Source organism: Sorangium sp. KYC3313 (assembly GCF_052075895.1).
In the GTDB taxonomy this organism is placed as follows: Bacteria; Myxococcota_A; Polyangia; order Polyangiales; family Polyangiaceae; genus Sorangium; species Sorangium cellulosum_B.
The window spans coordinates 11,117,744-11,139,537 of record NZ_CP197255.1; the positions used below are offsets into that span (position 1 = coordinate 11,117,744).

Annotated in this window: 21 protein-coding genes; 10 read left to right on the top strand and 11 right to left on the bottom strand. The window is 71.1% G+C overall.

Going from position 1 to position 21,794, the window contains the following annotated elements; all coding sequences use genetic code 11:
* Positions 1-1,172 precede the first annotated feature (1,172 nt).
* On the top strand, positions 1,173-2,687 hold the full coding sequence (locus ACSRUE_RS42320; RefSeq protein WP_441288520.1) for a hypothetical protein: 1,515 nt from the start codon (positions 1,173-1,175) through the stop codon (positions 2,685-2,687).
* Position 2,688: 1 nt separating this feature from the next.
* Complete coding sequence (locus ACSRUE_RS42325) at positions 2,689-3,174, top strand: hypothetical protein (protein ID WP_441288521.1); 486 nt, start codon at positions 2,689-2,691, stop codon at positions 3,172-3,174.
* A gap of 184 nt (positions 3,175-3,358) precedes the next feature.
* Here ACSRUE_RS42325 and ACSRUE_RS42330 read toward each other — a convergent pair whose 3' ends face one another.
* From ACSRUE_RS42330 to ACSRUE_RS42340, 3 genes are all read right to left on the bottom strand, one after another.
* On the bottom strand, positions 3,359-4,417 hold the full coding sequence (locus tag ACSRUE_RS42330) for a hypothetical protein (protein WP_441288522.1): 1,059 nt from the start codon (positions 4,415-4,417) through the stop codon (positions 3,359-3,361).
* A gap of 137 nt (positions 4,418-4,554) precedes the next feature.
* Positions 4,555-4,956 carry a multicopper oxidase domain-containing protein gene (locus ACSRUE_RS42335; RefSeq protein ID WP_441288523.1) on the bottom strand — a complete coding sequence of 134 codons (402 nt, stop codon included), beginning with the start codon at positions 4,954-4,956 and terminating at the stop codon, positions 4,555-4,557.
* A gap of 284 nt (positions 4,957-5,240) precedes the next feature.
* Positions 5,241-5,744, bottom strand: coding sequence for a response regulator (locus tag ACSRUE_RS42340; protein ID WP_441288524.1), 504 nt, complete (start codon positions 5,742-5,744; stop codon positions 5,241-5,243).
* Between the two features lie 206 nt (positions 5,745-5,950).
* On the opposite strand from ACSRUE_RS42340, the gene ACSRUE_RS42345 reads away from it, so the two are divergent.
* From ACSRUE_RS42345 to ACSRUE_RS42355, 3 genes are all read left to right on the top strand, one after another.
* Complete coding sequence (locus ACSRUE_RS42345; RefSeq protein ID WP_441288525.1) at positions 5,951-6,547, top strand: NAD(P)H-dependent oxidoreductase; 597 nt, start codon at positions 5,951-5,953, stop codon at positions 6,545-6,547.
* A gap of 258 nt (positions 6,548-6,805) precedes the next feature.
* Complete coding sequence (locus ACSRUE_RS42350; RefSeq protein WP_441288526.1) at positions 6,806-8,845, top strand: ABC transporter ATP-binding protein; 2,040 nt, start codon at positions 6,806-6,808, stop codon at positions 8,843-8,845.
* 98 nt (positions 8,846-8,943) lie between these two features.
* Positions 8,944-10,596 (top strand): glycerol-3-phosphate dehydrogenase/oxidase, encoded by a 1,653-nt coding sequence (locus tag ACSRUE_RS42355; RefSeq protein ID WP_441288527.1) that lies wholly within the window; start codon positions 8,944-8,946, stop codon positions 10,594-10,596.
* Positions 10,597-10,680: 84 nt separating this feature from the next.
* Here the strand turns inward: ACSRUE_RS42355 and ACSRUE_RS42360 are convergent, their stop codons facing one another.
* From ACSRUE_RS42360 to ACSRUE_RS42375, 4 genes are all read right to left on the bottom strand, one after another.
* The gene (locus ACSRUE_RS42360) at positions 10,681-11,064 is read right to left on the bottom strand and encodes a response regulator (protein ID WP_437761157.1); all 384 of its coding nucleotides are present in this window, start codon (positions 11,062-11,064) and stop codon (positions 10,681-10,683) included.
* Between the two features lie 247 nt (positions 11,065-11,311).
* Entirely contained in the window at positions 11,312-12,961 is a 1,650-nt protein-coding gene (locus ACSRUE_RS42365) for a hybrid sensor histidine kinase/response regulator (RefSeq protein WP_441288528.1), read from the bottom strand.
* 127 nt (positions 12,962-13,088) lie between these two features.
* The gene (locus ACSRUE_RS42370) at positions 13,089-13,766 is read right to left on the bottom strand and encodes a hypothetical protein (RefSeq protein ID WP_441288529.1); all 678 of its coding nucleotides are present in this window, start codon (positions 13,764-13,766) and stop codon (positions 13,089-13,091) included.
* A complete protein-coding gene (locus ACSRUE_RS42375; RefSeq protein WP_437943933.1) occupies positions 13,763-14,947 on the bottom strand; it encodes a hypothetical protein in 1,185 nt (394 codons plus the stop codon). The genes ACSRUE_RS42370 and ACSRUE_RS42375 overlap by 4 nt, the downstream gene beginning before the upstream one ends.
* Positions 14,948-15,224: 277 nt before the next feature.
* Between ACSRUE_RS42375 and ACSRUE_RS42380 the strand changes: the two genes are divergently transcribed.
* From ACSRUE_RS42380 to ACSRUE_RS42400, 5 genes are all read left to right on the top strand, one after another.
* Positions 15,225-15,542, top strand: coding sequence for a putative quinol monooxygenase (locus ACSRUE_RS42380; protein WP_437298262.1), 318 nt, complete (start codon positions 15,225-15,227; stop codon positions 15,540-15,542).
* 1 nt (position 15,543) lies between these two features.
* Entirely contained in the window at positions 15,544-16,722 is a 1,179-nt protein-coding gene (locus tag ACSRUE_RS42385; RefSeq protein WP_441288530.1) for an iron-containing alcohol dehydrogenase, read from the top strand.
* A 102-nt stretch (positions 16,723-16,824) separates the two neighbouring features.
* Positions 16,825-16,950: a hypothetical protein gene (locus tag ACSRUE_RS42390; RefSeq protein ID WP_441288531.1), complete on the top strand. Its 126-nt coding sequence runs from the start codon at positions 16,825-16,827 to the stop codon at positions 16,948-16,950.
* Between the two features lie 43 nt (positions 16,951-16,993).
* The gene (locus tag ACSRUE_RS42395) at positions 16,994-18,190 is read left to right on the top strand and encodes a class I SAM-dependent methyltransferase (protein WP_441288532.1); all 1,197 of its coding nucleotides are present in this window, start codon (positions 16,994-16,996) and stop codon (positions 18,188-18,190) included.
* A 251-nt stretch (positions 18,191-18,441) separates the two neighbouring features.
* On the top strand, positions 18,442-19,608 hold the full coding sequence (locus tag ACSRUE_RS42400; RefSeq protein ID WP_437761164.1) for an acyl-CoA dehydrogenase: 1,167 nt from the start codon (positions 18,442-18,444) through the stop codon (positions 19,606-19,608).
* A gap of 39 nt (positions 19,609-19,647) precedes the next feature.
* Here ACSRUE_RS42400 and ACSRUE_RS42405 read toward each other — a convergent pair whose 3' ends face one another.
* The 4 genes from ACSRUE_RS42405 to ACSRUE_RS42420 all read right to left on the bottom strand — a co-directional run bounded on the left by ACSRUE_RS42405 (position 19,648) and on the right by ACSRUE_RS42420 (position 21,540).
* Positions 19,648-19,941: a type II toxin-antitoxin system RelE/ParE family toxin gene (locus ACSRUE_RS42405; RefSeq protein ID WP_437761165.1), complete on the bottom strand. Its 294-nt coding sequence runs from the start codon at positions 19,939-19,941 to the stop codon at positions 19,648-19,650.
* Positions 19,938-20,159 (bottom strand): addiction module protein, encoded by a 222-nt coding sequence (locus ACSRUE_RS42410; RefSeq protein WP_437761166.1) that lies wholly within the window; start codon positions 20,157-20,159, stop codon positions 19,938-19,940. Before ACSRUE_RS42410 ends, ACSRUE_RS42405 begins: the two co-directional genes overlap by 4 nt.
* A gap of 58 nt (positions 20,160-20,217) precedes the next feature.
* A complete protein-coding gene (locus ACSRUE_RS42415; protein WP_437943927.1) occupies positions 20,218-20,697 on the bottom strand; it encodes a DUF2383 domain-containing protein in 480 nt (159 codons plus the stop codon).
* Between the two features lie 336 nt (positions 20,698-21,033).
* Positions 21,034-21,540, bottom strand: a complete 507-nt coding sequence (locus ACSRUE_RS42420) for a hypothetical protein (RefSeq protein WP_437761167.1) — start codon at positions 21,538-21,540, stop codon at positions 21,034-21,036.
* Positions 21,541-21,794: the final 254 nt, after the last annotated feature.

Here is a 21,794-nt window from a genome sequence, read left to right on the forward strand (position 1 = left end):
ACGTGTAGCACAACAGCTCACGCCGGCCCCCAGGCTGCTTCGCTCGACGCCTGCAAGAGGCCGCGCAGCTCCGCGGAGCGCAACGCGAACTCGCGTCCCGCTGCACTGGGCCGTTCTCCCAGGTGCGCAGATTGGCCTTCCACTGGCTGCAGATCCCTGTAGCATTCTCCATGTGCGGGGAGTTCGAGGGCATGGCCGCAGTGGACGGGCACGCTGGGATCTTGGCAGGCCAGCCACGACGGTAGTCGTCGGTCTGCCCTCCGGTGGGCTCGACAACAGAGAGGTTCGCTCCTCTTGCAACCTCTGCGTTCGAAGGTTGTGCAACGAACCCAACAACAAGGAATGGGCGTGATGTCTGCGAGACTGCTGCATGGACCTCCCCCCTCGGCGTCACGCCGATGGGGTCGAGTCTTTCTGATGGCCAATACCGTTGCTTTTTCGTTCCTTGGTTGCGTCTACGACAGCGAACAGCCCTGTGGACCTGGCCAGACCATCAGGGCCGAGTCGGAGTACTTTGAGGCCTGCGTCTGCGCCGAGGGGCATGCTGCGACGACGGCGGGCTGCGTGCGCTGTGGCGAGAACGAAGAGGTCGGGCCAAGCAGCTGTGTCTGCAAAGCCGGATACGGCCGCGCTGAGGCCACGGCGTCCTGCACGGCGTGTGGCGAGAATGAGGTGACCGGAGCGACAGGGGCGTGCGAATGCGCCGCCGGGTTCAGCAGGGCGTCCGCCGAGGCGCCATGCACGGCGACCCCGGCCGGCCTGGCTGCGGCGTGCGACACCGCGACGATGCCTTGCCCCGAAGCCACGTACAACACCTGTCACGCCGTCTCGGGGACCAGCGGCTACTGCACAAGCCAGGGATGCGAGGGCTCTGGCGACTGCGCGGGTGGATACATGTGCGACCTCACGGTCACCCCGTCCTACTGTCGCCGGCCACCGATCGGCGCGGGGAAGCCCTGCACCAGCGACGCGGATTGCGCAGGAACCGAGGCCACGTACTGCAATGTCCATCTGACGCAAAAGTGTCAGGTCCAAGGCTGCACGCTCTCGCCGAACAATTGCTTCACCGGCACCGTGTGCTGCGACTTGACCGCCTATGGAGTCGAGCAATATCAGTGCGTCGCGGAAGGGAGCTGCCCCAATTGAGAACGCGATCCATTGAACTCCGCGGCGTGCCCATTCACCTTGCCTTCGCCGTCTCCTCCGCGCTGTTGCTCGGGTCGTCGTCCGCGGCGGCACAGGCAGCTCCGGCGCCTGCGGAGGCCACGGGGCCAGCGGCCCCCTCCGGACAAGCGCCGGCGCCGGACGCCTCGGGCGCCGTTGGCTCTCCGGAGCCAGCGTCTCCGGCGCAACCTGCCGCGAGCGCAGAGCCGGGCGCAGCAAACACACCTTCGCCGGCGGCCAGCCCGGCTTCGAGCGCCGCGGCGCCTCGACCAGAGGCAGGGGCTGCCGGCTCGGTCGACGCGGGCGCTGCGCCGGGGGCCGGCGGAGATGCGATCGCTCAAGCGTTGGCCGGCGAGGAAGCCGCGGCGGAGCTCACCTCCGAAGAGACCAAGCTCAGCGTCTACGGCTTCGCTGATTTCACCTTCGCCACGCTGCTCAGCGACGAGAAGACATCCGGGCTCCTGACCGGAGTGGGCCCGAACCCGACGTTCTACGTCGGCAATCTCAACGTCTACCTCGACTCGAACCTGGGCAAGAAATTCCGCTCCTTGATCGAGCTCCGCTTCACTTACCTGCCGGACGGAGCAATCATGACCGACCCGGCGACGTTCCAGAGCACCCGCATCAGCGCTGCCTTTCCAGACTACACCGACTTCTCTCGGGCGAAGAAGGTGGGCGGGGTGATCATCGAGCGCGCGTGGCTTGAATACGCTGCCCATCCTCTCTTCAACGTCCGGCTCGGACAGTGGCTCACCCCGTACGGGATCTGGAACGTGGACCACGGGACACCTGTCATCCTGAGCGCCACGCGACCCTATGTCGTTGGCTCCGAGTGGCTGCCCCAACGACAAACCGGCATCGAAGCGTATGGAAGCCATGGCATCAGTGACACGCAGGTGGGGTACCACCTGACGTTGTCCAATGGCCGTGGCCCGGTCGACAGCTACATGGATCTGGACAAAAACAAGGCAGTCGGCTGGCGTCTCTGGCTACGGCAAGACACTCCGTTCGGCAACTTCGCCGTCGGCACATCGGGCTATAAGGGCCGTTACACCGACGCCGGGCAGGTCACGACGCTGGAGAACGGCGCGTTTGTCACCAGCTTCCCGATCACCTCGAGATACGACGAGCTCGGCCTGGCCGCGGATCTCAAGTACACATGGGGCGGATTCTTGTTCCAGACCGAGTACATCATGCATGATGTACGCTACGACGACGACCACCGGCCTGCCGGCCTTACCCCAGGGACATGGACCCCTGACAACCGTGCCTGGGGCGTCTACTTTCAAACGGGTTATCGGTTGCCCTGGTACGGCATCATGCCCTGGTTCGGCTTCGAATACGACCGCACGGGCAAATCCAGCTTCGTGTACGAGGCGTGCGACATCGTCGGCGGCTTGAACATACGCCCCACGGAGAACGTCGTGCTGAAGGTCGTGGGTGTGCATGTATGGATGCCCTACCTGAAAGAGAAGAGCTACGATCTGGATCAGTTCATCACGCAGGCCGCGTGGAGTTTCTAGCATGATCGCGCGAAGAACCCTCTTGACGTCGTGCGCATTGGCGTTCGCGGCGGTGGTCACGGCAGCGCCGGAGGAGACGTACGGCGCGGGAGACCTGGGGCCTCTGGCGATCGTCGTCTCGAAGAGCTTCCCCGCGGAGGGGATCTCGTTTGGAGATCTGAAGCGCGCGTACATGGGCAGCCAGGTCATGGTGAACGGGAAGCTGCTGGTGCCCGTCACCTATCCCAGGGCCGCTCCAGAGCGCATCGCTTTCGACGAGGCGGTCCTCGGCATGTCACCCGAGGAGGTGGGTCTCTACTGGATCGATCGCAAGATTCGTGGCCAACCCGGTCCGCCGAAAAGCGTGCCGAACGCGGCTACGGTCGTCTGGATCGTGGGCAGGGTGGACGGGGCGATCGGGTTCGTTCGCGCGTCTGCAGCGGGAAATGACGTCAAGGTGCTTCGCGTCGACGGCAAGCTGCCGCGCGATCCGGGGTATCGCCTCTAGCGCATCGATTTCATCGAGCTACAGCGGTTTCCGTCCCCCTCTGCGACGTGCAGAGCAGCAGAGCGGCGGTCACCCGCACAGGAGACGGGCCCAGATCGGCGTTTTCGGCGCGGAAGCGCACTCCGGTGCGCTGAGCACCGAAAGCGCCGAGGTGGGCCCGTATCCGAAGCGGGTGACCGTCGCTCTAGCCGGCCCCGCTCTCGGCCTCGCCCACGCGCCCCTCCTCCTCGGGCGGCTCTTCCCACGGCCGCGTGATCTGCGCGGGCCGCACCAGCGGCACCCACGGCCTCGGCCCCGCCGCCGCCATGCGCCCCTCCTCGGCCGCGATCTCCGTCAGGCTCTCGCGGCTGATGCTCACCAGCTCCAGGCGCACCGCCTCCGGCATCGATCCCACCCGCGCCGGCTCCGGCATCTCCACCCCGATCGCCGCCGCGTCCCCCTCCCCCGCCGACGCCGCGCCCACCCGGATCTCGGGCGCCGACGGCCACGCCCCGCCGAGCTCTCGCCCGATGGCGTCGAGGCTCTCGCGCCCGAGCGTCGCCTCGCCGATGCGGATGTCCGGCAGCGACCCGGCCGGCCGCGCCGGCGCCCCGGGCGACGCCGGCGCCTCGCGCAGCGCCACCGGGCGCGCCAGCGACCGCGGCGGCCCCCCGTTGGCGAGGAGGGCCAGCCCCGCGACCGCGCTCCGCTTGCGGGCCGGCGGCGACGGCGGCGGCGGGCGCCTCGAGGCCGGAGCCGGCGCCTCGCACACGACCGCGGCCCCGCAGATGGCCGGAGACACCTCGCGCACCTCGCCGACCGGCCGGCGCGCCGAGGCAGGCACCGCCTCCCCCCGCGGCCGCGACCGGGTGCGCCGCGGCGCGCTCCGGATCGGCTGCGGCGCCGCCGGGGCCCCCTCGTCGATGGCCCGCAGGCCGCGCTCGATCGCGGGCACCACGTCCCGCCGGTCCGCCCACGTGGGCATCACCACGCAGAGGATCGCCTCGGCGGCCACGCCGAAGTACACGTCGACCGGCGCCGCGCCCCCGTACGGCACCAGATCCTCGCGCCGCAGCTCGACGCACCCGAGCCGCCCTCGCTCCCCGAGGCTCTGCGCCGCCTCGACGATCTGGCTGCGGCCCTCCCTGGGCATGTCGCGCGGCACGCGTTTGGTGATGACCCGCCCCCGCCGGGTGATCACGAACGCGAAGTCCGCCCCCGCAGCCACGTAGGTTCGGTCCGAGATCACATCGAGATCCACCACGCTCCCATCCTACCCGATCCAGGGCGACTTCGTCTCGAGATCATGCCTGTCCACGCCTCGCAGCCCCTCCCACCGCGCCGGAGGTGCTGTGTTGTGCGAGATACCGACAGAGCCCCTGTTTTTCTACAGCGCTGTTATCAGCCCAGCCCGCGCACCGCAGGCCCCCCGCGTCCCGCTCCGCGCGCTTCGCCGCCTCCCCCGGCGGCCGCCTCTCGCCGCTCTTGCCGCACGACTTGCAGCATCCCCATCATCCCCGCGTCGGCGTGATCGAGGATGTGGCAGTGGAACATCCACATGCCAGGCCGGTTGTCGTAACGCACCGCGAAGCGCGCCGCGCCGTCGACAGGCACGTTCACCGTGTCCTTCCACGCGAGCGGCCTCACCGGCTGGCCATCGGCGCCGAGCACCTGGAAGAAGAATCCGTGCAGGTGGAACGGGTGATCGAACGCCATCGTGTTCTCGACGGTCCACACCGCGGTCTCGCCCAGCGCCGCCACGAGCGGCTTCGCCTCCCAGGAGGGCACGCCGTTGATGCCCATCACGAGGTCGCCCGGGCCCTCCTCCCGCGTCAGCTGCAGATCGACGCGCCTCGCCGCCGCCGTGTCGAGCGCCTCGATGCCCCCGCGCGATCTCGGGGAGCGGATCGTCCTCGGCCAGGGGCTCGGCCGCGAGGCGCAGCCGGAACGCCTCGACCTCGGGCCTCCCGAAGGTCGCGCCGTAGCCGCGATCGTGGGGCCCCCAGCGCACCGAGAGCGTCGCGCCCGGCGCCCCGCGCGGCGTCACCAGCACGTCGGCCCGCTCGCCGGGGGTGAGCAGGATCCTGTCAGGTGTTGCGACCGACCACGTCGAGCAACGCGACGAGATCGACAGGCTTCTTCAGGATGTCGACCGATCCGAGCTCCGTGGCCCGCGGCGCCGCCCCGGCCGTCAGCACGACCACGGGGACGTCGGAGATCGCGGGCGTGCGCAGCTGCTCTGCGCGGAACGCGTAGCCATCCATCCCCGGCATCATCAGATCGAGCACGATGAGCGCCGGCGTCGGCGCCTCGCGGAGCCTGGCCAGCGCGTCCGCGCCGTCCCTGGCCGTCATCACATCGTATCCCTCATCGCACAGGACGGTCACGAGCGCATCGCAGACGCCTGGGTCGTCCTCGATGACGAAGATCGTCTTCCGTCGAGAGGAGCCCTGCTCGGCGAGCCTCCGCCCCATCGCGACCGGAGGGCGCGGCGGCGCGGCCGACGGATCGCCCCGCTCCGCGCCGCACCCCCTTCCGGGGGCGCACGGGACATCGACGCCGCCGCCGCTGCGCAATCCGCTCCGGACCATCGAGGGACCCATAAGGCGCAGAGCCGCGGCGCGCAATTTGAATCGCGCCGCATTCTATGCGCCATGCGTCCTCCGCGGCTGCGGAGCCTGCCAGAGGGCCGTTCCTGACGATGCCACGACGGTGCGCGCGGCGAGCTCGGCCGGAGCGCCATGTGAAGCGCCCCGGCCGTGGTCACGGCGGTATGAGGGCTGCATGCGCGCTCGGCATGAACGTGGCCGTGATCTTCTATTCCCGCTATGGCGGCACGGCCGCGCTCGCGGCCGCCGTCGCGCAGGGCGCCGATCAGGCCGGAGCGACCGTGCGGCTCCGGCGCGTCGCCGATCTGACGGCGATCGACGACCGGTGGAGCGCGGCGAATGAGCGGATCCGTTCCGCGCGGGAACACCTCACCTCCGTCCCGCTGGCGCAGCAAGACGACCTCTTCTGGGCGGACGGCATCGCCATCGGCTCGCCTGCGCGCTATGGCGCGATATGCGCGGAGATCCGGCGCTTCCTCGACGGATCGAGGCGGCCCTCGGGAGATCTCGCCGGCAAGGTAGCCTCGGTGTTCTGCTCGCCTTCCGCGGTCCAGGGAGCTCAGCGCGCGACGCTCCAGGCGACGCTCGCCTCCCTCGCCGGCCGTGGAGTCCTGCTCCAGGCCCCCGCCCGCGCGGAGATGGATTTGGATTTGACGAGCAGGGCCGCGCAGCGCGACGGCCCGCCTCAGGCGAGCGCGGATGACGCGCCCGCGCAGCTCGACCTCGCGCCGGCGCGCGCCCTCGGCCGCAGGCTCGCGCGGCTCGAGGGCCGGACTCGCGGGTAGGCGCGGAGAGCCGGCCGCGCCGTCGGCCTGTGCCGTTGACCGCGCCAGCGCCGCCGGCCCTGGAGTCCCGGACAACCGCGCAGCAAATCAGCAAGCGCCAGCCTCTTCTCCGGCGCTCGCGTAGAGCGCGTCCGCGTTGGGCTGTTACACCAGCGGCGATACCTCGCTACCGGTCATAACCGATGGCTTGTCAGGCAGAGCCCGAGATGGGCCGCCGACGACCACCTCAGCCGTAGACAGGAGAGGGCTCAGCGAACCATGAGCGGACAGGCTCACCGCAAGAACTATCATCCTTCGCCTCGGCGCGAAGGCAGGCTCAGGAGCTCGAGGCACTTTCCGAGGACGACCGCGCAGCTGACGGCCGCGCGCCGATCCAGCCAGCCGGCCGGCGCGGAGCGGGTCCGCTTCTTCGTCCGGGTGGGCGCCTATTTCAAGGGCGAGTGGGCGCGCCTCGGGGCGCTCGCCGTGCTGGTCTGCGTCTCGATCGCGATCAGCCTGCTCCAGGTGTGGCCGGTCGCCGTGATCGTGGATCTCATCTCGACCGGCCCGCGCGCGGGGGACTTCGTCCATCGCCTCCTGCTCGCCCCGCTCCCGGACAGCCTGCTCGGCCGCGTCCTCGGGCTCGCGGCGCTCACGCTCGTCCTCCGCGTGGCGCAGGAGTTCGTGGGCATGGGCCGCGCCTTGCTCACGTTCCGCATCGGCTATGGCGGGCTCACGCGCGTGCGGCGCGACGTGTACCGGAAGCTCCAGGCGCTCCACATCGGCTATCACCGGGCGCAGCCGCAGGGGGACGCCCTCTACCGGCTCAACCAGGACGCCTCCGGGTTCCACGGCATCCTCAACGTGGCGGTCGCGGTGATGGGGAGCGCGCTGACGCTCGCCGTGATGATCTGCATCATGGCCTCGCGCAGCCTGGAGCTCACGCTCCTCGCGCTCGCGGTCGTCCCGCCGCTCCTCCTCACGAACGCCAGGTTCGGGCGCGTGCTGCACAAGAAGTGCACCGAGGCGAAGGAGGTCGAGAGCGAGTTCGCGACGTCCGTCCAGCGCTCCATGGCGTCGATCGGCCTCGTCCAGGCGTTCGGCCGCGAGGCGGACGAGGAGGCGCGCTTCCACACGACGCTGCGCAACAGCGTGAAGGCGTGGCTCCGGCTCCACCACGACGAGCTCCGCCACACGCTCGCCATGGGCTCGATCCTCGGGCTCGGCGGCGCGCTGGTGCTCGGCTACGGCGGCACCCTCATCGTCCAGGCCCGGGCGAGCGGGGGCGAGGCCGGCATGACGCTCGGCGCGCTGACGGCGTTCCTCGGCTACCTGGGCATGCTCTACGACCCGCTCTGCAAGCTGACCGGCGCCGGCGCCGCGGTGCAGGGCGGCGTCGCGGGCGCGCAGCGCGTCTTCGAGGTGCTGGACCGCGACCAGGCGGTCGTCGACAGGCACGACGCGGCCACCCTCCCGCCCCAGCCGCGCGCGCTCTCGCTCGATGGCGTCGGGTTCGAGTACCGCCCGGGCCACCCGGTGCTGCGCGGGCTCGACGCGACGATCCGGCCGGGCGAGATGGTCGCGTTCGTGGGCTCGGTCGGCGCCGGCAAGACGACGCTGCTCGGCCTGCTGCCGCGCTTCCACAACCCGACCTGCGGCGCGCTGCGGCTCGACGGCATCGACACGCGCGCGGTCCGCGTGGCCGACCTGCGCCGGCACATCGCGCTCGTCCTCCAGGACAGCATCCTCCTGCCGGCGACGATCGCGGAGAACATCGCCTACGGCCGCCCCTCCGCGACCGACCCGGAGATCCGGAGGGCGGCCGAGATGGCGGGGGCGGCCGGCTTCATCGAGGCGCTGCCGGACGGCTACCGGACGGCGATCGCCGACGGCGGGCTCAACCTGTCGACCGGCCAGCGGCAGCGCATCGCGATCGCGCGCGCGCTGCTGACGGACGCGCCCATCCTGGTGATCGACGAGCCGACCGACGGGCTCGACGCCGAGCACGAGCGGACCATCGGCGAGGCGCTGCGGGCCCTGAAGGGGAAGCGGACGATCGTCCTGATGAGCCACCGCCTGAGCACGGTCGTCGACTGCGACCAGATCTTCGTGATGGAGCGCGGCCGCATCGTCGAGCACGGCGGGCACGGAGAGCTCCTGCGGCGGGGCGGCGTCTACACCAAGATGGCGCGCTGGCAGCACCTCCACACCGGCCACGCCCCCGCGGCGAAGAGCAGCCCGCGCCGCATCCCGTCGGCGTCGTCCCCCGACGCGTATCGCGGCGAGGAGGGCAGCTGGGCCGATGGGCTGATGGGCTGAGCGAGACGTCGGGCGCCGTCTGCCGCCCCGAGGCGGCGGGGACGTGATAGAGCAGATGGAGCGCGCGCGCCGGCCGCGCCTTCGCCGGATCGCCATCGATGCTGCGGGCCACGAACATCGACAGCTTGAGCCGAGAAACGTTCGACGTCCTCGTCCTCGGCGCCGGGATCAACGGCGCCGTCGCGGCCGCGGCCCTCGCCGCGCGGGGGGCGAAGGTCGCGCTGATCGATCGGGGCGACTTCGGCGGATTCACCAGCCAGGAGTCGTCGAACCTCGCCTGGGGCGGCATCAAGTACATGGAGAGCTTCGAGTTCCGGCTCGTGCGGAAGCTCTGCACGTCGAGGAACCGCCTCCTCAGGAGCTACCCGTCGTCGGTGCAGGAGATCCGGTTCTACGCCGCGCACGAGCGGGGCTTCCGCCACGGGCTCTTCAAGCTCTTCCTCGGCACCTGGCTCTACTGGATCATCGGCAGCTTCTTCACGCGCATCCCTCGCCTGCTCTCCCGCCGGGCGATCGCGAGGGAAGAGCCGATCATCCACCTGGACGGCTGCGATGGAGGATTCGAGTACTCCGACGCGTACCTGGTCGACAACGACGCGCGGTTCGTCTGGGGCTTCGTGCGCGCGGCGCTCGATCACGGCGCGCGGGCGGCCAACTACGTCGAGTCGCTCGGCGCGCGGCGCGAGGGGGGCGCGTGGGTCACGCGCGCCCGCGACGTCCTGTCGGGCAGGGAGCTCGCCGTCCGGTCGCGCGTGCTCGTGAACGCCTGCGGGCCGTTCGTGGACGCGCACAACGAGCTGACGGGCCAGCGGACGAGGCACCGCCACATCTTCTCGAAGGGCATCCACCTCATCGTGGATCGGCTCACCTCGAGCCGGCGGGTGCTCACGTTCTTCGCGGACGACGGCCGGCCGTTCTTCGTGATCCCGATGGGCTCGAGGACGTGCATCGGCACGACCGACACCCGCGTCGAGGGCCCGCGCGCCGCGGTGACGCCCGAGGACCGCCGCTTCGTGCTCTCCAACATCAACAAGCGGCTCAACCTGCCCCGGCCGCTCACCGAGGCGGACATCATCGCCGAGCGCTGCGGGGTGCGCCCCCTGGCGGTCGAGGACGGCGGCGGCGGCGAGGACTGGCTGCAGCTCTCGCGCAAGCACGCCCTCGAGGTGGACCGGGAGCGGGGCCACGTGAGCATCTTCGGCGGCAAGCTCACCGATTGCATCAACGTGGGCGACGAGGTCTGCGCCGTCGTGCAGCGGCTCGGCGTCCCGCTGCCCCGCCCTGCGCAGCGCTGGTATGGCGAGCCGGGCGAGGCGCTTCGTAAAGAGTTCTTTCACAAGGCGCGCGCCCTCGATCTCGACGCGCTGACGCCGCCGCGCGCCTCGGAGAAGCTCAGCGCGCGGCTGTGGCGCCGCTATGGCGCGCAGGCGCTCGGGCTGCTCGAGGACATCCGGAGCGACCCGGCGATGGCCGACCCGCTGATCGAGGGGGCGGAGGATCTGCGCTGCGAGGTCGCCTACGCCGCGAAGCACGAGATGATCGCGAAGCTCGCGGATTTCCTGCGGCGGCGCACGAAGATCTCGCTCGTGATCCGGAAGGAGGAGCTCGCCGCGTCGCCAGGGCTCCGGGAGGCCTGCCGGCTCCTGTTCGGCGACGAGGCCGACAGGCGGCTGGAGGAGTACTTCCACGAGCACGGCGCCGGCCGCCTCGCGGAGGGGAAGGCGCCCGCCGCGGCGCTGCCGGTCAGGTAGCGCCGCGCCCCGGAGCCAGATCAGGGCCCCCGAGCCGCCCCAGCGCCGCCCTGGCGCTCGATGGGCGCGCGCGCCCCGCCTGGCTCACCGCGCCGGCGCGCCGCAGATGCGGTGAACCAGCTCGAGCAACGGCTCGATCTGGAGCGGCTTCTTCAAGAGGCCCGCGACGCGCAGCCGCGACGCCTCCTGCTCGACCCGCACGTCGGCGGACACGATCACCACCGGGATCGACGAGAGCTCCGGGTCGCGCTGGAGCTCGGCGCGGAGCTGCCACCCATCCATGATCGGCATCATCAGATCGAGCAGGATCAGCGCAGGCGGCCCGTCCCGCCGCAGCAGCGCGAGCGCCTCGGCGCCGTCCGCCGCCTCCTCGACGTCGTACCCCTCGAACGCGAGGAGCTGCGTCAGAATGCTCCTGATGTCCAGATCGTCCTCGACGACCAGGATGCGGCCCGTTTTCTCGATCATGACCGAACCTCACGACCGGACTGCGCCGCGCGGCGCGCTCCCTCTGCCGACCCGCCGAGCAGCCCAGCTGCGGCCCTGACCGATCGAGTGTTCATGGGGCCGGTGACGCAACTTGAGCGACAGCCGCGGCCGTGGCAAGCGGCCGGCCCCGCGAAGCGGCCCCGCGGCGCGCCGGAGCACGGACGGCGCGCCGCCTGTCGGAGCCCGTCCGCCGCGGACGGCGGCGCGCCCTGCGCCGCCGCCGTGCCTACTGAGCGGCCTCCTCGGGAAGCTCATCGGAGGCCCCGCCCGAGGCGGCGTTGCGCTCCTCGCCCGCCCCCGCGCGATGGTCGTGGACAGGCAAGAGCACGCGGAAACACGCGCCCTTGCCGACCTCGCTCTCCACGCCGATCTCGCCCCGGAAGCTCGTCACGATGCCGTGGCAGATCGCGAGCCCGAGCCCCGTCCCTTCCCCGATGGGCTTCGTCGTGAAGAACGGGTCGAAGATGCGGCTCCGCAGCTCCGGCGCGATCCCAGGCCCGGTGTCGCACACCTCGATGCACACGCGGCCGGGCGGCGCGGGGGCCGTGGAGATCCGGATCTCGTTCTCCGACACCTTCCCCTCCGGCAGCGCCTGGGCGGCGTTCACGAGCAGGTTCAGGATCACCTGGCCGAGCTGCGCCTCGTTCGCGTGGACGGCCGGCACCGGGCGGAGCTCCAGGACGAGCCGCGCCTTGCTCTGTATCTGCTGCTGCGCCATCCGCAGGACCAGCTGGATCACCGGGTCGACCTCGACCGGGCCGAGCTCTCCGCCGTCGGCCCGCGAGAACGTCTTCAGGCCGCCCACGATGTGCCGTACCCGCGAGCCGCCCTCCGCGGCCTCGTCGAGCGCCGAGAGGAGCGCGTCGAGGCGCGCGCCGGCCCCCTTCGCGCGGAGCTCCTTGCGCGCGAAATCGACGTTCGCGACCATGTACGCGAGGGGGTTGTTGATCTCGTGCGCCACCCCGGCCGCGAGCGTGCCGAGCGAGGCCATGCGGTCGGCGAGCTGGAGCCGCGTCTCCATCTGCCGGCGCTCCGTGACGTCGGACACGGCCCCGAGCATCCGGTACGCCCTGCCGGTCGCGTCGCGCAGCACGATGCCCCGGTCGTGGACGTCTGCGTAGCTGCCGTCCGCGAGCAGGCACCGGTACCAGAGCTCGAACGTGCCCTCGTCCCCCTCCATCGCGCGCCGCAGCCCGTTCATCACGCGATCGCGATCCTCGGGGTGGACCCGCTCGAACCACCACGCCGCGTCCTCCTCGATGTCGGCGCCGCCCGTGCCATAAAAGCTCCGCATGCGCTCGCTCCCGGTGACGCGCCCGGACGAGAGATCCCAGTCCCAGAAGGCGTCGCTCGTGGCGCGCACGACGAGCCGCATGCGCTCCTCGCTCGCCCGGAGCGCGTCCTCTGCGGCCTTGATCACCTCCGCGGACGCGTCGCGGAAGGAGCGCGCGGTGCGCTCGAGCAGCGCGCGCTCCGCGGGCGCCCGGTCGGCCACGTGCGCCGACGGCCGCCGCGCCCACCACACCGCCGCGTCGAGCTGGATGGCGATCGACGGCTCGAGCGCCGCCGCCACGACGGTCGCGCCCGCCTCGAGCAGCGCCGCGGTCGCGCCCGCGCTCCCGGTGACGGCGACCACGGCCACGCGATCGCCCCCGGGCGCCGCGCGCAGCCGCCGGCAGAGCGCGAGCGTGTCCTCGAGCGGCCCCTCGTCCGCCAGCACGGCCACGTCGAACGGCTGAGTCGCCAGGAGATCCAGCCCGGCCTCGACGTCCCGCGCCGGGACCGCGACATAGCCGCGCGCCGCGGCGAGCGCCTGCGCAGCGCCCGAGGGGCCGCCTGGGAAGATCAGGATCCTGGGTGCCTGTGGTCCCGCCACGCGCGCAACATCCCGCGCGCGGCGCGCAGACGCAATACCGGCGCAGCGGTCATCCACGTCCTCGCACGTCCCCGCACGTCCCCGCGCTTTCCCGCGCTTTCCCGTGCGCTCCGCGCCTACCCCGGCCTCACCCGACCCCGGCCCTCCGGTCGTCGAACCATTGCCACGCGTTCGCGAACCCCACGCGCTGGGATGATTTCTTGTAGCAGAGGAAGTAGAGCCTTCCGCCCTGAACACCGCACTCGGTGCGGTCTTTCCAGCAGGTGAGGAGATCCGGGTCCACGGCCGGATTGCTCGAAAACACCGTCCCTTCCTCGAGCTCCTGTGTCCCGGCGGCGTCCGGGAAGGCCGCCGGGACGGAGGCCACCGGAATGCCCACCGCGCGCGATTCCACGCCCGTGTTGAAGAGCGCCTCGGCCACCCGGCGCACGGCGGCGGCGCGGTCTGGACCGCAGAGAGAGAGGATATCGAGGCTCGCGCGATCGACCTGGACGAGAATGAAGTTGCGCCCCTCGATGACGGTGAGCCCGAGCCCGCCCGCAGCGTACTCGTGGCGGAGCAGGTCGGGCGTATCGTCCGTGGCGGCATGGAACGCGTGGCGCGCGTTCACGGCCTCCCCGTGCGGGTTGAGCTCGTCCCGGAAGATGGAGTCGCACCAGTAGAACGACTCCGCGCGCGCCTGGGCCGGCACGTCGTCGAACCGCTCGACGGGCGTGAAGCCATCCGGCGAGACGCGCGCCACGGCCGCGAGCCACCCCGCGATCTTCGCGTCGACGTCCTGCTTGTGAAATGCGTCCGCGCTCATCCCCAGCCTCCGTTTCTGTAGGTCGCCACGATCTGCTCCACGCGGTACCCGTCGTCCGGCGCCGAGCTGAACCAGATGAGCCCCCAGAAGACGCCCAGGATCGGCTCGACGGAGTCGAACACGCCGGCGCCCCCCGCGTAATACCTGGTCACGCCGCCGTGGGAGAACTCGAGGCACGCCTCGTACCGGTTGAGCCCCGGGCTGAGCGTCCCGTCGGGGAGGCGCGTATGGGACGCCGGGTAGGTCCTCCCCACCTCCACCGGCCCGTCGACGAGCGCGGCGCGCCACACGCGGCCGCCCTCGACCTTCGTGGCGTCGAGCCCCGCCCACGGGTTCTGCTCGACATCGGCCGACAGCGTCCTGCGCCCGCCGCCCACGTTGGGGTCGCCCCAGACCACGATCATGCGCGTCCGCCCCGGGATGCCGAGCTGGCGCAGCATGCCGCGGAGGAGGCGGATGATCGCCTGGCACTCCCCGCTCTCCTCCACGTAATCGGTCATCGGCCAGGCGCCGCCCTCGTCGTTCATGTACGTCGGGTGATGGTACTTCCGGGGCACCCTGGGGCTCGGCAGGAGCGTGTACGTCGGGAACCTGGCCATGACCCCCTCCACGATCTCGTGGGGATTGAGGGTATCCATCGGCGCGATCCAGGAAACCGCCCTGTCCATCCGCTTCAAGGTCACCCCGTCTTCCGGCCAGACATCCTGTCTGTCGGTCTGGGGCCTGCCCATCGTGACATAGACGACGTTCGAGGTCCGGGCGGGCGACACCGCAGCTCCCGCCCCTGCAGACCAGCTCAGGGCGAGGTTGAACTTCTGGATCTTCCTCCCGAGCTGCCGCGAGGAGAAGAGATCGAGCGGCGCGGCGACGGCCCCGCCACCGCGGCTCTCGAGGACGATGCCCCCCGGCCCCACGGCGCGGATCTCGGCCGCCGCCGCGCTGTAGGCGTCGCGCTGCGAGAGCTCGAGCCGGACGACGATGTGCCGCCCCATCGAGATCGAGAGGGGGACGGCGCCCCCCGGCGTCCACTCCGGCCGTGGACACAGGGCCCCTTCGTTCCTCCAGCCCCTCTCCTCCTTGCAGTCCTTCAGGAGACCGTGATCGGACCTGAACTCGATGGAATGCAGCGCGATGGGCCGCGCCGCATCCGGCTGCGGGCTCTCCGTGGTCGGATCCGCCATATCGACCTTCCTCGCTCGCGGCGCTCATGCACTCGACGCTTGCCGAGCCACACGCCGGGTCACGACGATCGTAGTGCGCGAGCCGGCCGGGCCAAGTCGGGAGTCCACGCAGGGAGCGACGGCGCTCTGCCGGCCGCCGCCCCGGCCCGCCCTGCCACCCGCCGCCCGGAGGCAGCGCGCTCGGCCGGGCCCGCGCGGCCTGCGCGCGCTCTCCCGGAACGCCGGCCGCAGCGCGAGCCGGGTTCCTGCGGCAGCGCGCCCGAGCTAGATTGCGCGCATGTCCAACAGCCTGTTCGTCGTGCACGTGCATGTACGTGTCAGACCCGAGCTCGTCGACGCCTTCCGGAGCGCGACGATCGAGAACGCACGCGAGAGCGTCAAGGAGCCGGGGATCGCCCGGTTCGACGTCGTCCAGGACACCGAGGATCCCGCGCGGTTCGTGCTCGTCGAGGTCTACAGGACCAAGGAAGCGCCGGCCGCGCACAAGGAAACGGCGCACTACCAGCGGTGGCGGGACACCGTCGCGGAGATGATGGCCGAGCCGCGGACCAGCCGGAAATACGTCAATGTCTTCCCTGACGACGCGGGGTATTGACATGGCGCCTCGCGACCAGGAGCCCGCCTTCGAGTTCGCCACCGCGACGCGCATCGCCTTCGGCGCAGGCAAGGTCGCCGAGGTGCCCGCGGCCGTGCGGGGCCTCGGCGGGACGCGGGCGCTCGTCGTCACCGGGCAGGACCCCGGCCGCGCCGCGCCGCTCCTCGCCGCGCTCGCGGCGGCGGGCGTCGCCGCGGTGCGCTTCGCCGTCGCGGGCGAGCCCACGGTGGACATCGCCCGCGAGGGGACGTCGCGGGCCGCGGCCGAGCGGTGCGACGTCGTGGTGGCGCTCGGCGGCGGCAGCGCGATCGACGCCGGCAAGGCGATCGCCGCGCTCGTCGCGAACGGCGGCGACCCGCTCGATTACCTGGAGGTCATCGGCAAGGGGGGAGCGCTCTCCAGGCCGTCCGTGCCGTTCGTGGCGATCCCCACGACCGCGGGCACCGGCGCGGAGGTGACGCGCAACGCGGTGCTCGCGTCGCGGGAGGCCGGCGTCAAGGCGAGCCTGCGCAGCCCGCACATGCTGCCGTGCCTCGCGGTGATCGACCCCGACCTGCTCGCGGGCGCCCCGCCCGGGGTGCTCGCGTCGAGCGGGCTCGACGCGCTCTCGCAGCTCATCGAGCCGTTCCTGTCGAGCCGCAGCAACCCGCTCACGGACGGCCTCGCGCGCGAGGGCATCCGACGCTCGGTGCGCTCGCTGCGCCGCGCGGTCCTGGAGGGTACCGACGCGCCGGCCCGGGACGACCTCGCGATCGCCAGCCTGCTCGGCGGCCTCTGCCTCGCGAACGCCGGCCTCGGGGCGGTCCACGGCTTCGCGGGGCCCGCGGGGGGCATGTTCGACGCGCCGCACGGCGCGGTGTGCGCCGCGCTCTTACCCGCCGTCCTGGAGGTCAACCTGCGGGCGCTGCGCGCGCGCGACCCGGCTCACCGCGCGCTGCCGCGCTTCGACGAGCTGGCCGCGCTCGTCACGGGGCGCGCCGGGGCCAGCGCCGAGGAAGGGATCGCCTGGGTCCGCGAGCTCTGCCGTGACCTCGCGATCCCGGGGCTCCGGCGCTACGGCATGGCTGAGGCGGACCTCCCGGCGCTGGTCGCGAAGGCCAGGGCGGCGAGCAGCATGAAGGCGAACCCGCTGCCGCTCACCGACGAGGAGCTGTTCGACATCGCGGCGGCGTCCTTGTGATCGCGGCGCTGGTGGTATCATCACGGGGTGGCAAGCCCGTACCGCACGAGACCGCCCACTCCGCCGCGTGTCCGGTCGATCGACCAGCGGCGGCGGATCAGCGTGGCCAGCCTCGTGTTCGGCATGCTCTGCGGCGTGACGGGGATCTCGCTCGCCGACGAGGGTCGGGCAGAGTGCGCGCTGCTGTTCACGGGTGTCTGCGGCTTCGTCTTGCTCCTCCAGCGCTAGAGTGCACGCTAGCCTTGACCCCACCCCCGACGACCGGAGCTCGATGAAGAACGATACCGCCCCGAATCCCACCCTCGACGCCATGCTCGCCGCCCAGCGCATCGCGTTTGCGCCCGTCATGTTCCAGGTGGCGCGGGTGATGCGAAACCGCGGCGTCCTCAAGGCGCTCCAGCGCGCTGGCAAGCGCGGCAGGACACCGGCGGAGGTGGCCCAGGGCACCGGCCTCTCCGCCTATGCCGCCAAGACCTTGCTGGAGGCGAGCCTGAGCTTCGGCCTGGTGGAGCGCGCAGGCGGCGCAAACGCCGCGAGCGGCGCAAACGCCGCGAGCGGTGCAAACGCCGCGAGCGGTGCAAACGCCGCGAGCGGCGCAAACGCCCACGCAGAGCCGCGAGAGCGCGGCGAGCGGTACAGGATCACGCGGGTTGGGCTCATCGTCGAGAATGACAGGATGACCCGCATCAACATGGATTTCATCCATGACGTCTGTTACGAGGGCATGCGCTTTCTCGACGAGGCCATCGAGGGCGGCAAGCCGGCTGGCCTGAAGGTCTTTGGCGAGTGGCCGACGGTCTATGAGGCGCTCCCGGCGCTCCCGCCGAAGGTGAGGGAGAGCTGGTTTGCGTTCGATCACCTCTACTCCGACTCCGCGTTCCCCGAGGCGCTGCCCGCCGTGTTCGAGCGGAGGCCGAGGACGCTCCTCGACATCGGCGGCAACACGGGGCGGTGGGCGATCCAGTGCTGCGCGCACGACCCCGACGTGCGCGTCACGCTGCTCGACCTGCCGGGCCAGCTGGAGGACGCGCGCGTCAACGTCGAGCGGCACGGCCTGCTCGGCCGGATCATGGGCACGCCCATCGATTTCCTTGATCACGGCCAGGCGTTCCCGACGGGCTTCGACGCCATCTGGATGAGCCAGTTCCTCGTGTGCTTCTCCGAGGCGGACATCGTCCAGATCCTCCGGCGGGCCGCGTCGGCCATGGGGGACGAGACGGTGCTCTGGATCCTGGACACGTTCTGGGATCGGCAGGCGAACGGGGTGGCGGTCCACTGTCTTCACGGCTCTTCCCTGTATTTCACGTGCCTCGCGAACGGGAACAGCCGCATGTACAGCGCCGCCGATATCCGGCGTTGCATCGACGAGGCAGGCCTCGTCGTCGAGGCGGAGATCGACCACCTCGGCCTCGCCCACACGCTGCTCCGGTGCCGCCGGCGCGACGCGCCCGCAGGCAAGCGCGCGTGAGCGTCCGGGTGAAGCAACGCGCGTGGCAGCCTGGACGATCCCGACCCCGGAGCGAGCGGCGACACAACGGATGAGGCGGCTCGGGGCGGCGCGCCCCGTCCGCCGCCGGCGCGGCGTGGCCTGCGTTGCGCCGCGGCGATGACCGGGCGTGGCGCGCTCGAACGGCTTTCGCTCGTGGCCCTCGCGTAGCATAGTGGAGTGACGCCGCCACGGCGCCGCGCTGCGCCATGGGCCCACAAGGAGAAACCGTCGTGTCCCACCCCCCGCTCACCCAGCTCTCCGACGAGGAGCGCCTCTTCCGCGACTCGGTGCTTGATTTCGCCCGGAAGCGCGTCGCGCCGCGCGCGGCGGCGATGGACGAAGAGGGCGCGCTCGACCACGATCTGCTCCCTCCGCTGTTCGAGCTCGGCCTCATGGGCATCGAGATCCCGGAGGCGTACGGGGGCTCCGGAGCGGGCTTCTTCAGCGCGATCCTCGCGATCGAGGCGCTCGCCGTGGTCGACCCGAGCGTGAGCGTGCTCGTCGACGTGCAGAACACGCTGGTGGCCAATGCGTTCCTCCGCTGGGGCACCGAGGCGCAGAAGGAGAGGTACCTCCCGCGGCTCTCCCGCGACTGGATCGGCTCGTATGCGCTGAGCGAGGCGGGCTCCGGCTCGGACGCGTTCGCGCTCGCGGCCCGCGCCGAGCGCCGGGGCGACCGCTGGATCCTGAACGGCCGCAAGCTCTGGATCACGAACGCGAACGAGAGCTCGGTGTTCCTGGTGTTCGCCAACGTCGATCCGACGAAGGGCTACAAGGGCATCACGGCCTTCGTGGTCGAGCGATCCTTCCCCGGCTTCTCGGTGGGCAAGAAGGAGAACAAGCTCGGGATCCGCGCCTCCAGCACGTGCGAGCTCGTCCTCGAGGACTGCGAGGTGCCGGAGGGCAACGTGATCGGCGAGGTCGGCAAGGGCTACAAGATCGCCATCGAGACGCTGAACGAGGGCCGGATCGGCATCGGCGCGCAGATGCTCGGCCTGGCCGCGGGGGCGTTCGACCACGCGATGCGCTACATGGGCGAGCGGAAGCAGTTCGGGCAGCCGATCGCGAGCTTCCAGGGCGTGCAGTTCCAGGTTGCGCGCGTCGCCATGGAGATCGAGGCCGCGCGCCTCCTCGTCTACAACGCCGCGCGGCTCAAGGACGCGGGCCAGCCGTTCGTGAAGGAGGCGGCGATGGCCAAGCTGTTCGCGTCCGAGGTGGCCGAGCGGACGGCGTCGCTCTGCATCGAGTTCATGGGCGGCGTCGGCTTCACGAAGGACTATCCTGTCGAGAAGCTCTACCGCGACGCGAAGATCGGGAAGATCTACGAGGGGACGTCGAACATGCAGCTCTCGACGATCGCGAAGCTGCTCCAGGCGGGGTACGACGCGAAGGGCTGAGCGGGGGTGTTCGCCCCCGTCCCAATACCGGAGTTGCCTTCAGCCTCTCCGCTTCCATGACTCGGGTCTTCGGCGCGTGTGAAAGCACGCGACGAAGACGACGACGTCATCCATCAGACGAAAGAACAGCCCATAGGGGAAGCGCCGGACGAGCGCTCGCCGTGTTTGGCGGTGCAGAACAGCGTAGGCCGTCGGCGCCTCGATGACCGCCTGCATCGCCGCGCGGACCTCCACGAGGAACTCCTCTCCTAGCCCGTCGCGCTCTCGCTCGTACCAGGCATATGCCCGCGCGATGTCCGCCGCAGCAGCGGGCCGAACGAGGTACGGCCTCACCGTGACCGAGCGCGTGCCTGGGCGACGACATCATCCCAGGTGAGCCCGACCGGCCCCTCGGCCTCGAGCTCATCAAGGCGCCGATCGAGCTCGACCCGCTGGGCGTCGCTGAGAGGCAGCGCGTCAGGGTCTCGCCCGAGGCTCGCCCACAACTCGTCGAGGAGGTCGAGCTGCTCGTCGCGGCTCAGTCGGGTAATGTCCAGCGCAGCCCTGCCCATACGCCCGAAAGTATCGCACGGGGGGCCCGCCCGAACAATCCGTCGACGGCTTCGCGCGTCACGGCAGCTGCCGCTTGAGATCCGCGAGCGAGCGGCGCGTCGACACCTGCTGCGGCAAGATCACGTCCCGCACCAGGGCGTGCGACTCGGTGTCGAGCTCCTCGATGTCGTCCCGGTAGTCCTTCAGGCCGTGCTCCTCCCCCTCGGCCAGCGCCGAGAGCGCCGTCTTGTGGCCGAGCGCCAGCGCGGTCCCCTCGACGGCCTTGGCGAACGCGCCCCATGGCCCGGAGCTCGCCGGGGGGTCGCCTCCGAGCTCCTCGATCCGCCGGCGCAGCACCTTCACCCGCGCCTCGTGCGACGCGAGGTTCAGCCGGAGGTGGTGAGCGACCCAGCCCTGGCGCGCCGCGGCGATGGCCTGACGGTAGGTCTCGACCGCGGACATCTCGCCGCGGCAGAACGATTTGAGCTGCTCGATCGAGTCATCGTCGATGAGTCCGTCCAGGCCCACGCTCTCGTCTGCGAATGCCACCGGTTCCATGGGTACTCTCCTGAGCTGTCTGGTGAACGCCCGATTCCTCTCCTCCTTACCTCCCGAGGTGGGCCTCCACGCCATACGTCCACGCAGGAGCCGCGATCGCCAGGGATCGTCGCCGCTGTGGGAAAGCGCGCGCCCCCTGTTGCCCCAGGGGTACATGTTCGCCTTGTACCGAATCAGTCTCGGCTGAGCTCTTTCATTCCCTTCCAAATCCCTTCCAAGTCCCTTCCAAATCCCGTTCCAATGTCCAGGACTTCTCGGCCATGAAGCGAGCTCATCGTTCCGGCGGCGGCTCCCTCCAGCGGCGACGCGGAGCGCGGAGCGGTGAGCGCCGGCGGCTCACAGCGCGGCGAACACGCGGGCTCCCTTGCCCGTGCCGCAAAAATCGCCGTTGCCTGCGTCTCGCAGGATCGCGCGCAGCGCCGCGGCGTCCTTCTCGTCGCGCGCGAGGGCGCCGAGGAGCATCGCGCCTTCCTTGAGGCGCCGCTCGACCTCCGGCGCGCTCTGCTCGGGGATCCCGGCGTCGACGAGCACGCTGCTCAGGCTGGCCGTCTCGCTCGCCGAGCTCGCGTCCGCGAGCCTCACCGCGATGGGGCCGGCCACCGCGAGCCGCAGCCCCGAGACCACGAGCCCCGCGCTCGCCGCGGCGAGGACGGAGGTCAGCGCGCTCCCGTGCGAGGCCGCACCGAATGCGCGCGAGCGCAAGATGTGCTGGCGGCGCGTCGCTTCGCTCACGATGGCGCAGACGTCCCATCGCGTGTGCCCGCCGTCCAGGATGCGCCGGACGACGTCTTCGGCCTCCCCACGTCCTCGCACCATCCCGGTGATCAACCTCTGGCTCGCCATGCAGACCTCCTTGGCTGAGGGTTCGCGCCGCGCGCGCTGGTTTCCAGGGAGCTGCACACAACACGAACCGTACCGCGCGCGTACCCGGCGGGAGATCGCGGGCCGCTCGCGAACCCAGCAACAGCGCCCGTCGCGTCCGCGGCACGATGCCACAGCGAGGCGATCACGCTGTGACGCAACGACACGGCAGACCCGTCGGGAACAGCGGGGCGAGCCGCATCCCCGCGCGGCCGCTGCGGCGCTCGCCGCCGGCG